At 52.1% G+C, this 15096-nt stretch carries 13 protein-coding genes and 2 riboswitches; of the genes, 12 read left to right on the forward strand and 1 reads right to left on the reverse strand.

Going from position 1 to position 15096, the window contains the following annotated elements:
* Positions 1 to 18: 18 nt before the first annotated feature.
* Entirely contained in the window at positions 19 to 870 is an 852-nt protein-coding gene (locus MESINF_RS02665; protein ID WP_169698413.1) for an aminotransferase class IV, read from the reverse strand.
* 379 nt (positions 871 to 1249) lie between these two features.
* Between MESINF_RS02665 and MESINF_RS02670 the strand changes: the two genes are divergently transcribed.
* The 12 genes from MESINF_RS02670 to purD all read left to right on the forward strand — a co-directional run bounded on the left by MESINF_RS02670 (position 1250) and on the right by purD (position 15079).
* A complete protein-coding gene (locus tag MESINF_RS02670) occupies positions 1250 to 3697 on the forward strand; it encodes a hypothetical protein (RefSeq protein ID WP_169698414.1) in 2448 nt (815 codons plus the stop codon).
* A 69-nt stretch (positions 3698 to 3766) separates the two neighbouring features.
* Positions 3767 to 4543, forward strand: a complete 777-nt coding sequence (locus MESINF_RS02675; RefSeq protein WP_169698415.1) for a hypothetical protein — start codon at positions 3767 to 3769, stop codon at positions 4541 to 4543.
* A 73-nt stretch (positions 4544 to 4616) separates the two neighbouring features.
* Positions 4617 to 4717: riboswitch (purine riboswitch) on the forward strand.
* Positions 4718 to 4741: 24 nt separating this feature from the next.
* Positions 4742 to 4843, forward strand: a riboswitch (purine riboswitch).
* A 51-nt stretch (positions 4844 to 4894) separates the two neighbouring features.
* Positions 4895 to 5395, forward strand: a complete 501-nt coding sequence (gene purE / locus MESINF_RS02680; protein ID WP_169698416.1) for a 5-(carboxyamino)imidazole ribonucleotide mutase — start codon at positions 4895 to 4897, stop codon at positions 5393 to 5395.
* A 1-nt stretch (position 5396) separates the two neighbouring features.
* On the forward strand, positions 5397 to 6113 hold the full coding sequence (gene purC / locus MESINF_RS02685) for a phosphoribosylaminoimidazolesuccinocarboxamide synthase (RefSeq protein WP_169698417.1): 717 nt from the start codon (positions 5397 to 5399) through the stop codon (positions 6111 to 6113).
* Positions 6110 to 6355 (forward strand): phosphoribosylformylglycinamidine synthase subunit PurS, encoded by a 246-nt coding sequence (gene purS, locus MESINF_RS02690; RefSeq protein WP_169698418.1) that lies wholly within the window; start codon positions 6110 to 6112, stop codon positions 6353 to 6355. The genes purC and purS overlap by 4 nt, the downstream gene beginning before the upstream one ends.
* Entirely contained in the window at positions 6352 to 7068 is a 717-nt protein-coding gene (gene purQ, locus MESINF_RS02695; RefSeq protein ID WP_169698419.1) for a phosphoribosylformylglycinamidine synthase subunit PurQ, read from the forward strand. The genes purS and purQ overlap by 4 nt, the downstream gene beginning before the upstream one ends.
* Entirely contained in the window at positions 7049 to 9253 is a 2205-nt protein-coding gene (purL, locus tag MESINF_RS02700) for a phosphoribosylformylglycinamidine synthase subunit PurL (RefSeq protein ID WP_169698420.1), read from the forward strand. The genes purQ and purL overlap by 20 nt, the downstream gene beginning before the upstream one ends.
* On the forward strand, positions 9235 to 10656 hold the full coding sequence (gene purF, locus MESINF_RS02705) for an amidophosphoribosyltransferase (RefSeq protein ID WP_197712699.1): 1422 nt from the start codon (positions 9235 to 9237) through the stop codon (positions 10654 to 10656). Before purL ends, purF begins: the two co-directional genes overlap by 19 nt.
* Positions 10653 to 11678 carry a phosphoribosylformylglycinamidine cyclo-ligase gene (purM, locus tag MESINF_RS02710; protein ID WP_169698421.1) on the forward strand — a complete coding sequence of 342 codons (1026 nt, stop codon included), beginning with the start codon at positions 10653 to 10655 and terminating at the stop codon, positions 11676 to 11678. Before purF ends, purM begins: the two co-directional genes overlap by 4 nt.
* Positions 11663 to 12316 carry a phosphoribosylglycinamide formyltransferase gene (gene purN / locus MESINF_RS02715; protein ID WP_169698422.1) on the forward strand — a complete coding sequence of 218 codons (654 nt, stop codon included), beginning with the start codon at positions 11663 to 11665 and terminating at the stop codon, positions 12314 to 12316. Before purM ends, purN begins: the two co-directional genes overlap by 16 nt.
* Positions 12288 to 13808: a bifunctional phosphoribosylaminoimidazolecarboxamide formyltransferase/IMP cyclohydrolase gene (gene purH / locus MESINF_RS02720; protein WP_169698423.1), complete on the forward strand. Its 1521-nt coding sequence runs from the start codon at positions 12288 to 12290 to the stop codon at positions 13806 to 13808. The genes purN and purH overlap by 29 nt, the downstream gene beginning before the upstream one ends.
* An 11-nt stretch (positions 13809 to 13819) precedes the next feature.
* Positions 13820 to 15079 carry a phosphoribosylamine--glycine ligase gene (gene purD, locus MESINF_RS02725; protein WP_169698424.1) on the forward strand — a complete coding sequence of 420 codons (1260 nt, stop codon included), beginning with the start codon at positions 13820 to 13822 and terminating at the stop codon, positions 15077 to 15079.
* Positions 15080 to 15096 lie beyond the last annotated feature (17 nt).

The raw sequence follows: 15096 nt of genomic DNA on the forward strand, positions 1-15096 counted from the left end.
TTAACCTAACTACCCCGATCACAAAAATGAGAAGAAAATCTTTTCATAAGCTTCTTGAACTTTCAAAGTAATTGTACCTGGCGCATCGAAATGAACGTCGTCTATGGAATGCACGGGCATGACACGTGAGACGGTGCTGACCAGAAAGACTTCGTCTGCGGTGAGAAACTCCTCCAACCCAACCCTTCTTTCGTGCAGTTCATAGCCGAGCCCGTGAATTATCTTTGTGACTTTTTCCCGGGTTATTCCCGGCAGTATATTGTCTATCTCCGGCGTATGTAGGACTCCGTCCTTCACCATGAAATAGTTGGAGCTTCCGCCTTCGGTAACGTACCTGTAGTTGCGCTCTTCTCTATACATGAGGGCTTCATACCCTCCGTTCGAGTAGGCATAGTTCTTGGCCAGGACGTTCGGAAGAAGGTTTATCGTCTTGTGCTCGCAGAGCTTATGTCTCAAATCCGGGTAGGTCAGCAGCTTAACTCCCTTCTTCCAGTTTTCCCTATCTATGTGCCTCAGGGGGAGTGCCAACATAAAGAAAGTGGAAGGTGTTCTCTTGGGGGGATATCTATGATCTCTGTGAAGGTCGGTCCCACGTGTAAGTTCCAGGTACAGCTCTCCGTCTTCAATTCCGTTCTTCTTTATAAGCTCGTGAGCGGCGTTTTTGATGTATTCGCTGCAATAAGGGAGATCAATATCGAAGTGAATGGCGCTCTTTTGCATTCTCGAAAAGTGATCTTCGAAAAAGAGAATCTTGCTTTCAATGGTTCTTATCACCTCGAAAAGGCCGTCGGCGAAGGTCAAACCCCTGTTCTCTAGCTTGATATGTCTGTCCTTTTCTTCGACGAACTCCCCATCCAGAAATGCCCACATAATATAACCTCCAAAAGTGAAATCAGTTTCTCCCTAAGGTTATTATGCAATAGGAAGCTGTCTTTTGGAACGGAAGGGTTGAAAACAATGTTAGAATATACTCGAAACGGGCAGGCCAGATCAAACTAACCCCTCGTCTGTAGTTTTTTTCCGGTGAACAACACTGGCACGGGGTACTCCGGAAATTCTTCGAGGTTTCTAAAAAGTCAATCCATGGTGCCCAGGTTCTGCCCGAGGGTATTCTATCGTAGTGGCTGAACGAATGGATGATCGATCGGGTAGGAGTCGGAAGGGAAGTGGAAACAGCCGGGTTCGATTTCAAAGAAGCGAACATCCACAGGACGGCCGGAAATCTTTTCGGCAGGAGGGTGAGGGTATTATGAAAAAGCTTTTTATTTTACTTCTATTTATATTGCCCGTTCTTGTTTTGGCCAGGAACGTATTGGTTTTTCCAAACGCCGACATTTACTATCCCGAGGGCTATGAAGACCTCGCGGTCTATATAGGCAACACTTTCGAATCTATAAGGCAGGAAGCCATAGACCTAATCGGGAACGATCCCGGGAGAATCAACATCGTGCTCCTTGAAAAAGGAACCGATACAAACGGGATAGCCTTTCCGTTCAACCATAAGACGATCCATATATATCTCTGGCCATCGGATGCCGCGTTGTCAACCAGGATGAACGTCTCCAACCCTTACAGGCAGTTACTGATCCACGAATTCACGCACATCATCCATCTGACCTATACCACGGGCTTACCGGCCTTTATCTCTAGAGTCCTTCTGGGAACGGAGCTACTGTCGCCCCAGAATCTTTCGCCCTTTATAGAAGGCGTGACAGTCTTCGCAGAGTCTACCAATTATCTTTCAGAGGGAAGATTGAACAACCCTCTTTGGGGAAAGGAACTGGCCTATCAGAATTACGCGGCCGGCGTATTTCCAGAACTGGCCTATGTTCTCGCCACTTCAAGGGAGGATTACAGGGGTGGCGCGCTTTACTACAACTACATGGCGGCCTTTTACGATTATCTCGTTCGGCGCTTCGGAATAGACGCAGTCAAGAATTTTCATCGTGAGATATCGGGCAAGTTGCTGCCCGTGATCGGTACGATCACCTCGGCTAAAAACGCTTTCGGTGCCACCCTTGACGATCTGTATAATGACTGGGAGAAAGAAGTGGCTTTGAGATCCACCACCTACGCAACTCTGACAGAAATCAAAATCATCGAGAACGGACAGATCATAGACATGGCCGGTACGGGAGACGGCGTAGTCTTCTCTTATGTACGCAACGGAGAGGCCAGTGCATGGGTAGGCGCCTACGATCGCGGTCTTGGCGAGATAAACGACGATGGTTTCGATACAAGGCTCTCCGATTTCGGTGCCATTTCAATCAAATGGAAAGACGGGAGCACATATCTTATGACTTCAGTAGCAGAGAGAGGCCGCGTTTCACGTGAGATATGGCAGCAGCGCTCGGCGGTCAACGTCAGACTCCTCGATAAAGGCGAGATATCGGCTTTCGATGTCTTCAACGGAAAGCTTGTGACGGCCGTTTACAACAAAAAAGAAGGCATATCGACAATCTACTTCGATAAGATGGAGGTTCTAAGACTCCCCTGGCTGGTCAGGGATATGATCATCATGGAGGATGGCAGTTACGTCATGCTCCTCTCCAGAAACGGTATCAACGGAGCGATAGGCTTTTTTGGTGATGGAGAGTTCAAGATAATTCTCGACGATCCTTACATGAAGGGCCGGGGAATCGATGTCCGGAACGGACTGGTAGTTTATACGGCCGCTTACGAAGCGGAGTATATGGACGCCTTCGCGGTGGATCTTTCCACCGGGGAGATTTGCAGACTCACCGAGGGAGCCAACCTGGAGAAGGCCGTTCTATCTGAGGACTATATATACGGTTACGGACAATCACGCCTGGCGAAGGGTATGTCCATTTACCGGTTCGACTACTCGATCGTTCCTTATGAAGTTAAAGAGGTGGAGAGCGACAGTTTCGATCCGGCCGAATCGGAGTACGAAATGGGAGATTACCTTAAGAAGTCCTTCCTTCACTTCGTGAACCCTGTACTTCGGACTCCCCTGGTCGAGTACGATGGTAAGGACTTTTCACTGGGCTTTTTGTTCTTGAATATGTCGCTTGACGGAGAACACTCGCTCACCGTGAATCCCTCGTTCAATTTCGGAACGTTAAAGCCTTCCCTTACTGTTCAGTACAATGGAAGAATAATAGGTGGTATAGATCTCGCTCTTGATCTCAATCTGGGCAAGACCGACCTTCCTTTGGGGAGTGCCGCGATATCTACCGAGTTGTTCCAGATGCCGATCAACCCTTCTACGAGGTTCCGTTCTTCGGTAACTCTACAGATAGATACTTCTGGTGACCTGTCCATGAAAGTGCCGCTCTCTCTGGGAGGAAACATCTTCAAACTGACACTCAATCCTGGATTTAAGTTAACGGCAGGGAAGATAGGATTGATTCTATCACTCGATGCGCTGTTCGTTCCGACACTGGAAACGCTGGTGGAGATTGGGATGGGCTTCGACGAGGAATTATACTGGTATGCGGGAGGGGCGCAGGTGCTCTTCAGGATAGACCGGGGTTGGAGTCCCCTTCTCTTCTTCAAGGAGGTCGGGTTGGGTGCAAAAGTCCTCGGCAAGAACCTGATCTTCGATGGCGCACTGGCTTACCTCTTTATGAACATCGGTACTACAATTGGACTTGGCGATTTGTATCCCAAAATCGGCCTCAGCTATTTCGACGGCAAATTCGGTTTCTACTTCAGTATAGATGGCACTCCCTGATCGCCTATGATCTGGGATTGCAATAATTGCTGAGGAAAAATGGTATCTGTAGTCTGGAGGCGAATCGAAATGATAGATGAGAAAAAGATAAAGGCGTACGGTCGTGCCGTTATGATGAGGATCCTGGCCGACAGAGAAACGAAGAAGAGAATGGAGAGAGAAGTTCTCTCAATTATCAGGGACAAAGTCTTCGATAGCGGTCGCAACGACCCTTACGAAGTTCTAGGCGATCCATCCGTCTTTGCCAGGGAGTATCTGGACGAAATGCGGACCATCTACCCTAAGGCCAGGTATATAGGAGGAGGCGGCGGAAGAACCACAGGTCGCTCCTACGGCTACGAGTACACTTCAAAGGCAACAATCGCGGGAGTCCCTCTGGTTCATATAAACACAAGGCCGCTCGGTCTGGCTAAAGGGATAATAGCCATCGGGAGTGTCGCAGTGGGTGTTATCTCGCTCGGCGGCATTTCGCTGGGCGTAATCTCGCTGGGCGGCATTTCGCTGGCACTCTCTCTATCGCTGGGCGGGGTCTCGGCGAGCCTCTGGGTAGCCTTCGGTGGTTTGTCCGTGGCTCTTTACATGGCCATCGGTGGTCTGGCGATCGCCTACGACATAGCCATCGGCGGCGCGGCTCTGGCGAACAACTATGCGCTCGGCGGTTTCGCTTCGGCCAGAGTGGCCATAGGCGGCGAGGCAAGGGGGATGATCGCAATCTATTATCAGAAGGGCTTTGGAGATTATCTTTTGAAACTCCCGGCTACGGCTCACCAGATAGTGGGCTTCATCACTACGAAAACCGGGGGTATTAGCGGACTCTTTGAGTGGATTATAAGGCTTCTCTTCTGATAGGAAGTGTTCAGAGAAAATTATCAAAGAAAAACTCCCCGTTACTCGTTTTATGGTAGTATTTCAGAGTAAGAAAATTGAATAAAGCATCGCCTGTATAATCGCGGGAATATGGCCCGCGAGTCTCTACCGGCAACCGTAAATTGCCTGGCTACAGGTGACTTTTCGTTTTTATAACCGAACGAGAGTTGCCTGAGGCTCTCGTTTTTATTTTTCACCTGTATAATCGCGGGAATATGGCCCGCGAGTCTCTACCGGCAACCGTAAAATTGCCTGGCTATGGGTGAGTCCTGTGATTTAACGACCCCGCGGGCTCGCCTTTGCGGGGTCAGTCTATTGTGGAGGTTTTCAATGGCTTTAGTGGCTGTGGTTATGGGGAGCAAGTCCGACCTCCCCGTGGCCCGAAGATGTACCGAAACACTCGAAAGACTTTCCGTTGGTTTTGAATTGAGAATCATGTCCGCGCATCGCACACCTTCTTTTGTAATGGAATACGCACTCTCGGTGAGGGAAAAAGGAATAGATGTGATAGTGGCCATAGCAGGGAAGGCGGCTCATCTGGCCGGTGTGATCGCCGCCTGCACATGCCTGCCGGTAATAGGCCTTCCGGTCAAATCCTCCACGCTCGATGGGTTGGATTCGCTGCTATCCACAGTTCAGATGCCTAAAGGTGTGCCGGTGGCCACGGTGGCGATCGATGGTGCCGAGAACGCAGCGCTCCTGGCTGCCAGGATACTGTCCATAAAATACCCGCAAGTGAGGGAAAGACTGGAATCGTATATTCGGCAAATGCGAGAGGAAGTCTTGAATAGCGACGAAGAGTTACGTTCGAATACAGAGGGAGGGATTTGAGTTGATAGCGAGAGATCTGCTTTACGAGGGAAAGGCCAAGAAGGTCTTCCTGACAGACAGGGACGACAGATACCTTATAAGGTACAAGGATGACGCAACGGCCTTCAATGGAGAGAAAAAGGGCAGCATCATCGGAAAGGGCGCCATTAACAACACCATGTCGGCCTACTTTTTCCAGCTACTTCAGAGCGAAGGTGTGGAGAGCCATTTTGTGGAACAGACGAGTTCGACCGAGATGGTTGTCAGAAGGGTGGAGATAATCCCGCTCGAGGTTATAGTGAGAAACATCGCCGCCGGTTCTATGTCCGCAAGACTGGGAATTGCCGAAGGAACGCAACTCGCCAGGCCGGTCGTCGAGTTCTCCTACAAGAGGGACGATCTGGGCGATCCGCTGGTCAACGACGACCATATCCTGGCACTAGGCCTTGCAGATGAAGAAGAACTCGCCAAGTTGAGAGAGATGGCGTTGAGGGTGAATACGATACTTAGGGAGTATTTATCGAAAGCCGGAATAACACTGGTGGATTTCAAACTGGAGTTCGGCAGGCTGGATAACGGGGAGATCCTGCTGGCCGACGAGATCAGTCCCGATACTTGCCGGTTCTGGGATAGCGAGACGGGAGAGAAGATGGATAAGGATCGTTTCAGGAGGGATCTGGGAAACATCGAGGAAGGTTACAGGAAGGCTTTGAAAAGAGTCCTCGGAGGTGGAAAATGAAGGCAACCGTCTATGTAACTCTCAAAAACGGCATCGCCGATCCACAGGGGCTGGCGGTGAGGAACGCACTCGATTCAATGGGTTTCGACGGGGTGAAGAGAGTGCGAATAGGCAAAATAATAGAGATAGAGCTGGAAGATGGCTGTCCGGACGGTTCAAAAGTAGAAGAAATGTGTCGTTCCCTTCTGGCCAATACGGTCATGGAGGATTTTACCTTCGAAATGAGCGGCGAGAAAAGATGAAGGTGGCCATCGTGGTATTTCCGGGGTCAAACTGCGATCTCGATGCTTATCAAGCCATCTTAGAGAGCGGAGAAGAGGCAAGTTACGTGTGGCATATGGAAAAGAGCCTCGAAGGTTTCGACGCGGTAATACTTCCGGGAGGCTTTTCCTACGGCGACTACCTCAGATGCGGCGCGATAGCCCGTTTCTCGCCCATCATGGCGTCCGTCAGGAAGATGGCCGAAAATGGAAGGCCCGTTCTTGGTATCTGCAACGGTTTCCAGATACTGACTGAGGCCGGTCTCCTGCCGGGAGTTTTACTCAGGAACAGGGATCTAAAATTTATCTGCAAGAACGTCTATTTGAGGGTCGAATCGACCATGAGCCCTTTCACGAAGGCATTAGAAAGCGGAAGTGTTCTCAAGATACCGATCGCTCACGGGGACGGAAACTACTTCGTCGATGGAGAAACACTCCGCAGCCTCGAAGAGAACGGCCAGGTGATCTTCCGCTACTGCTCCGCCGACGGGGAAGTCTCCCCACAGTTCAACCCCAACGGATCGATCTCGAACATTGCCGGGGTCTCCAACGCACGGGGAAATGTTCTGGGAATGATGCCACACCCGGAGAGAGTCTGCGCGGAGATCACGGGAGGCACCGACGGGCTCCTTCTCTTCAAGTCAATGATCTCTTTCCTGAAGGGGGGTATGGCCGGTGAGCTCGTCAACTCTTGATTACTCGCCGTTGGGTCTCAGCCATTCTGAGTTCGATCTGATTTGCGAGAAGCTCGGTAGGGAGCCGAATCCACTTGAACTGGCCATGTTCGGGGTGATGTGGTCCGAGCATTGCAGTTACAAAAACTCAAAAGCTCTACTCAAAACGCTTCCGACAGGCGGCAGCTCTATCCTTCAGGGTCCAGGCGAGAACGCCGGGATTGTCGATATCGGTGAGGGGTTGGCTGTAGTGATGAAAGTCGAAAGCCACAACCACCCTTCGGCCGTCGAGCCCTACCAGGGCGCTGCAACCGGCGTCGGTGGAATCATAAGAGATATCTTCACCATGGGGGCAAGACCGATCGCTCTGCTAAATTCGTTGAGGTTCGGCGAGCTGGATAAGGCCAGGACCAGGTATCTCTTCGAGAACGTGGTGAAGGGTATAGGAGATTACGGCAACTGTATGGGGATACCGACCGTGGCCGGAGAGATCTACTTTGACGATCACTATACGGGCAACCCCCTGGTCAACGCGATGTGCGTGGGAATAATGAGGCACGAAGAGGTCAAGTACGCCAGGGCAAAAGGAATCGGCAACCCTGTAATGCTCGTGGGGGCAACCACCGGGCGCGATGGCATGGGTGGGGCGGCCTTCGCCTCTGTCGAGCTGACCGAGCAGTCTCTGGAGAGGAAATCGGCCGTTCAGGTCGGAGATCCCTTCATGGAGAAGCTTCTTCTGGAAGCCTGTATAGAACTCTTCAAGACCGATGCCGTGGTCGCAATTCAGGACCTCGGCGCGGCCGGGTTGACCTCTTCGTGCTGTGAGATGGCCAGCCGCGGGAAGAGCGGAATATGGATAGAACTATCTTGTATTCCGCTAAGAGAAGAGGCCATGACACCGGTAGAAATAATGCTCTCGGAGTCTCAGGAGAGGATGCTGGTCGTCGTGAAACGGGGAAGAGAGAAGGAGGTTGGGGCGATCTTCGAGAAATGGGGACTCAGCGGAACGGTGATAGGAGAGGTGACAGATGACGGACTCCTCACCGTACTGGAGAGAGGAAAAGTCGTTGCCTCGCTGCCTGCGAGACTGCTGGCCGACGACGCCCCTGTTTATACGAGAGAGTCAACCAGGCCGGCCTATCTGGAGAGTGTTGGACGTTTCGATCTACTCGAAAGTGAAGATATGAATATTGAGGAGACGCTGATCGCGCTCCTGCAAAGACCGACGATAGCCGGTAAAGAATGGGTTTACAGTCAGTACGACCATATGGTGAGGACAAGTACGGTGACGGGGCCGGGAAGCGATGCGGCCGTAATACGCATTAGGGGTACAAACAGAGCGATAGCCCTCACGATAGATGGTAACGGTTCTTACTGTTATCTCGATCCATTCATGGGGGCTGCGATAGCAGTCGCTGAAGCCGCACGAAACCTGGTCTGTTCGGGTGCCAGGCCGCTTGCGATAACCGACGGTCTGAACTTCGGAAACCCTGAAAAGAGAGAGATCTACTGGCAGTTCAAAGAGACGATCGCCGGTCTGACCGCTGCATGCGATGTTCTGGAGACACCGGTAATAAGCGGAAACGTTTCCTTCTACAACGAAACCGAAACCGGGGCTATATTCCCCACTCCCATCGTTGGAATGGTGGGTGTGATAGAGGACATTTCGAAGGTGACGGGGAGCTTTTTTATCAACGAGGGCGACGTGATACTCCTCCTCGGCGAGAATACCAATGAACTGGGCGGTAGCGAATATCTCAGAATGCTCACAGGTAGAACGATCGGAGAGTGTCCCACGATAGATCTCGAAAGGGAGAAGAGGGTTCAAAGGCTCTGTCTTGAAGCCATAGGAAGAAGGCTACTCGACTCGGCCCACGATTGCAGCGAGGGTGGACTGGCCGTTGCACTTTCAGAATGCTGTTTTGGAAAAGGTCTCGGGGCGAAAATCGAACTTAACGATACATTGCCGATCGATGCGCTTCTTTTCGGGGAGGCCCAGTCGAGGATCGTGGTCTCACTGAAGGAGTCGAAGCTCGACTCTCTCCTCGAGCTGGCCGGGGAGTTCGGCGTACCCGCTCGGATCCTGGGCAGGGTCGGCAGTAATGAGCTAAAGATAGATGTGTGGGGCAGGGAGGTCTTGTCCGCGACGGTTGGAGAGCTAGAAGCTCGCTGGAGGGGGGCGATCGAATGCGCGATGAGATCATGAGAGAGGAATTGAAGGAAGAATGCGGCGTTTTCGGTATAGTCTCTAGAGAGGGAAGGGCCTCCAGGACTACCTACTACGGGCTCTTCGCCCTTCAGCACAGGGGTCAGGAGAGTGCGGGAATAGCCGTATCGGAAGATGGAGACATACATCTGCACAAAGCCATGGGTCTGGTAGGAGAAGTCTTCGACGACGCGAAGCTGGAAGAATTGAAGGGAGATCTCGCGGTCGGTCATGTCCGCTACTCCACCTCCGGGGACAGTAGTGTGATCAACGCACAGCCTCTCGTTTTCAAGACCAGGCAAGGAACGATTGCCCTCTGTCATAACGGCAACCTGGCCAACTCTTTGGCTCTGCGGGAAAGTCTGAAAGAAAAAGGGTCTATCTTCCAGACAACTGTAGATACAGAGGTAATCGCGGCGCTCCTGGCCGGCAGTTCCGACAGCGATCTGGTGATATCTATAAGGAGCGTGATGAAGGAACTGAAAGGCGCTTACGCTCTAATAATAATGACACGCGACAGGTTGATCGGTGTTAGAGATCCTCTGGGTATAAGACCTTTGTGTATAGGAAGGAAAGAAAAAGATCTGATGCTCTCCTCTGAGAGTTGCGCCTTCGAAACTGTCGGGGGGAGCCTTCTGAGGGACGTAATGCCCGGTGAAATCGTCGTGATCGACAGGTCGGGAATGAAGAGCTATCCTCCGGAAGAGAAGAACGAAGAGAAACTATGTATCTTCGAGTTCATATACTTCGGCAGGCCCGACAGCGTAATGAAGGGTCAGAGTCTTTACATGAGCCGAAAAAGGGCCGGAAAAATACTTTGCAGAGAGGTTCCGGCCGACGCCGACTTCGTCTGTTCCGTTCCCGATTCCGGTACGCCTTCGGCCATAGGCTTCTCCGAGGCCTCGGGAATACCTTTTCTCGAGGGGCTTGTGAAGAACAGGTACGTAGGCCGAACGTTCATAAAGCCTTCTCAAAATCAGAGAGAGATCGGAGTGGCGCTTAAGCTAAACGTACTGGAAGAAGTTGTGAGAGGGAAATCGATCGTTCTCGTTGACGATTCTATCGTCAGGGGAACTACCATAAAAAGACTTATCTCCAGACTCAGGGCATGCGGAGCGGGAAAGATACACCTGCGGATCAGCGCGCCGCCCGTCATGTGGCCCTGCTTTTTCGGAATAGACACTCCATCCAGGGACGAGCTCCTCGGGGCGCGCTTCTCTGTGGAGGAGATCGGACGACTGGTGGGAGCAGACAGCATCGGTTACCTAAGTCTGGAAGGACTAATAGAGGCCACTTCCAGTTCAGGCTTCTGCACAGGCTGCTTCTCGGGACAGTACCCGTTGGATATAGAGGGCGCCGACGGAAGGTACGCGTTGGATACCGCTCAGAAGGTGAGAACATGAGCGATTACAGGAGTTCCGGAGTCGATATAGACGCTGGGGACAGGGCCGTCGAGCTCATGAAGCGACACGTGGAAACTACCAGGACGCCCGGGGTGTTGGGAGGCATTGGCTCCTTCGGAGGACTATTCCGTCCTGATCTTGCCGGGATGGAAGAACCCGTGCTGGTTTCGGGAACTGACGGAGTCGGCACTAAATTGAAACTGGCCTTCGCGATGGACATTCACGATAGCGTTGGAGTAGATTGCGTGGCCATGTGTGTCAACGACATAATTTCAATGGGTGCGACACCGCTGTTCTTTCTCGATTACATAGCTATCGGAAGGCTTGAACCCGGGAAGATCGAGAAAATCGTTAGCGGTGTATGCGAAGGATGCAGACAGGCCTCCAGCGCCCTTATCGGAGGAGAGACGGCCGAGATGCCCGGGCTGTATGCCGAAAGTGAATACGACCTGGCCGGTTTTGCAGTAGGATTGGTAGATAGACAGGAGATTATCGACGGCTCGACGATAGAGAAAGGAGACATTCTCGTAGGATGGCCCTCTTCGGGCTTTCACTCCAACGGCTTTTCACTCGTTCGGAAGATCATCTCGGATGAAAAAATAGATCTTTACGAGACCATTCCAGGCTTCTCGAGACCGATAGGTCTCGAGCTGCTCACACCCACAAGAATATACGTCTCGCTCTTGGAAAGATTGAAAAAGCTCTGTAAACCAAAAGGGATCGCACACATCACCGGCGGGGGACTTCTAGAAAATCTTCCCAGGGTAATACCCGAAGGCCTTAAGTGCGAGATACACACCGACTCCTGGGAGGTGCCGCCTGTGATCGAGTTCATTGTCGAGAGGGGTGGCGTCGAAGTCAGGGAGGCCTACAGGACCTTCAACATGGGGATCGGCCTGGTTACCGCGTTCTCTCCCGACGATGCCGATACTGTCCTGCAAGGAATGAAGGATGAAAAACCGGTTGAGATCGGTGTGGTGGTGGCCGGGGAGGGTGGTGTTACGCTTTGCCGAAGAGGATAGCCGTACTTGTATCCGGTAACGGGAGCAACCTTGAAAGATTGATCGAACTCTCCGTGTCAGGTTTCATAGATGGAGAGATATCGCTGGTAATCTCGAGCAACGAAAAGGCCTTCGCGCTTGAGAGAGCGAAGAGGCACTCTATACCCTCGCACGTAGTGCATTACGGCGGTCGATCTGGTGGCGATTACAGTGATGCGATCCTCCAGATCGTCGAGGATTGTCGAATAGACCTGATCGTCCTCGCAGGGTTTCTTAAAATTCTCTCGGGAAATATCATCGAGCGCTTCAGGAACAGGATAATAAATCTGCACCCTTCTCTGATACCCTCCTTCTGCGGAAAGGGAATGTACGGAGAGAAAGTTCACAGGGCGGTTATCGAGAGCGGAGTCAGGATAACCGGCGCAACGGTTCACTTCGTTGACGGAGGAACCGACACCGGTCCGATAATACTGCAGGAATCCGTTCCCGTCTTTTGCGACGATTCGGTCGAAAGTCTCTCCGGAAGGGTGGCTCAGGTCGAGCACAGATTGCTTCCGAAGGCCGTCTCTCTCTTCTGCGAGAACAGGTTGACGGTCATGGGAAAGAGAGTTTTGATAACAGGAGGTTTCTATGAAGACAGCGTTGTTGAGCGTCTCTAACAAAGAAGGTATAGTCGATTTTGCGAAACAACTTTCGGATAGAGGTTTTCGGATACTCTCCAGTGGAGGCACACAGAGGGAGCTGGCCGCTTCGGGGGTAGAGGTTTTGGCCGTATCTGATCTGACCGGTTTCCCAGAGTGCTTTGACGGACGGGTGAAGACTCTCCATCCGGCCGTTCATGCCGGAATACTTGCCAAGAGAGAGTTGCCTGAACACATGAAGAAGCTGGCGCAACTTGGAATCGACACGATTGATCTCGTGGCCGTTAACCTTTACCCCTTCAAGGAGGCGATCTCCGGCAACGGCGCGACGCTGGAGGAGGCGATAGAAAATATAGATATAGGAGGTCCGGCCATGCTCCGTTCGGCCGCGAAGAATTATGGCGATGTGATCGCACTGGTCGATCCGTCAGACTACACAGGCGTCATAAAGGAGCTCGATGCCGGCGGCCCTTCCAGAGCATTCAGACTGAAGCTGGCGGCGAAGGTCTTCAGGCACGTGGCCCACTACGATTCGATAATAGCATCTCATCTAAGTGGGCTGTGCGGGGAGAGTCTGACTGAAAAGATAAACATTACGATTGAGAAGGTCCAGGACCTCAGGTACGGCGAAAATCCCCACCAGAGGGCGGCTCTTTACCGCTATCCCTTGAGTTATCCACTCGGGGGATATGTTCAGATACAGGGAAAGGAACTCTCCTTCAACAACCTCACCGACGCGGGAGCGGCAATGGAACTTTTGAGAGAGTTCACCAGCAATACGGCCCTGATAACGTTGAAGCACACCAATCCTTGCGGTGTAGGTCTGGCCGATACGACTTTAGAAGCCTGGAAAAAGGCGTATGGTTGTGATCGGGTATCCGTGTTCGGAGGCATAGTGGCGACCAACGGAACCGTGGATAGCGAGCTGGCAGGAGAGTTGAAAAACGTCTTTCTCGAGGTAATAATGGCGCCGGTCTTCACATCACGAGCGCTTGAGATACTTTCTACCAAAAAGAACATAAGAATCCTGAAGATCGATCCCGTTTTCAAGTGCAACGAGTACGATTTCAAGTCGATACCCGGTGGAATGGTTGTTCAGGGCAGAGATAACGCAATGCTGGGAGAAGGACTGAGAATCGTAACGGCAAAAAAACCCGACGAGAGGGAAATGGAAGATATGCTCTTCGCATGGAAGGTTGTGAAACACGTCAAATCGAACGCCATAGTTCTGGCCAGGCAAGGCCAGACCCTTGGAATAGGACCGGGTCAGACCAGCAGAATCTGGGCTCTGGAGAATGCGATAAGACAATCGAATTACGATCTGAAGGGTGCCGTTATGGCGTCGGATGGTTTCTTTCCCTTCCAGGACTGTGTTGAAGCGGCCGCGAAGGCCGGGATAGGTGCCATCATCCAGCCCGGCGGATCGATCAAAGACGAAGACTCCATAGAGGCAGCCGACAGACTCGGGCTTTCATTGGTCTTCACTGGCATGCGTCACTTCAAGCATTGAGGACGAAAATCATGAGAATACTTGTCATAGGGAACGGCGGCCGCGAGGCCGCACTTGCCTGGAAACTCTCCCAAAGCGAAGGGCTGGAGAAGCTATTTTGCGCACCGGGAAACCCCGGAACATCGTCAATAGCGGAAAACGTTCCCCTGGAACCCTGCGATATAGAGGGTCTGCTGGCCTTCGCGATGAAACATGGAATAGACCTCACTGTCGTTGGTCCCGAGAAACCTCTCTCAATGGGCATAGTAGATCGCTTCAGGGGAATGGGTCTGGCCGTATTCGGTCCCACCAGAGATTGTGCCCGGCTCGAAACCAGTAAGATCTTCGCCAAAAGGTTCATGAACCTCCACGGCATTCCCACGGCCCGTCACGCGAGCGCCAGATATTACTTGCAGGCTCTTGCCGAGCTGGAGAATTTTGAGCTACCCCTGGTGATAAAGGCCGACGGACTGGCGGCCGGTAAGGGCGTCTTCATAGCAGAACGGCAGGAGGAAGCGCATCAAATACTCAGGGATTTGCTTATCGAAGACTCTCTAAAAGAGGCCGGCTCCAGGGTTGTTATAGAGGAATTTCTTAATGGAAGAGAGCTTTCCGTATTCGTCCTGTCTGACGGAAAGCGGGTGGTGGAACTCGCAGAGGCCCGCGATTTCAAAAAAGCCTTCGACGGAGACCTCGGTCCCAACACCGGTGGAATGGGCGCCATTTCTCCAGTCCCCGATTATACGGAGCGGCTCCGCGAAGAGTTCAGGAGCAATATCCTTCGCCCAACAGTTGAAGGACTGACTAAAGAAGGCCTCTCCTACACGGGGCTTCTGTATTTCGGCCTCATAAATACACCGGCCGGGTTGAAAGTTCTGGAATTCAACTGCCGTTTCGGCGATCCCGAAACGCAGGCTATAATGCCCAGGATCGACTTCGACCTGGCCCGAGTTCTGTACGATTGCGCCAAAGGCCAACTGAAAGAAGAGCGGCTAAGGCTAAAGCGGGAGTGCGCCGTAACTGTCGTCGCCTGTTCGCAAGGGTACCCAGGTCGGTACATGACGGGTTGCGAGGTATCTGGACTATCCGAGAGCGACTGCATCCTCTTCCAGGCCGGTACGGGGTGCAGCGAAGAGAAAATCGTAACGACGGGCGGCAGGGTGCTGGCCGTAACGGGCCTTGAAAGTGATTTTTACCGAGCAAAGAGGAAGGCTTACGGTGCACTGGAAAGGATCCGTTTCAAAGGGATGACATTCAGGAAAGACATAGGAGTCGAATTTGATGTAAACTAGAGTTTGTCAGCACGGGA

Origin of the sequence: Mesotoga infera, from assembly GCF_900157305.1 — a bacterium.
In the GTDB taxonomy this organism is placed as follows: Bacteria; Thermotogota; Thermotogae; order Petrotogales; family Kosmotogaceae; genus Mesotoga; species Mesotoga infera.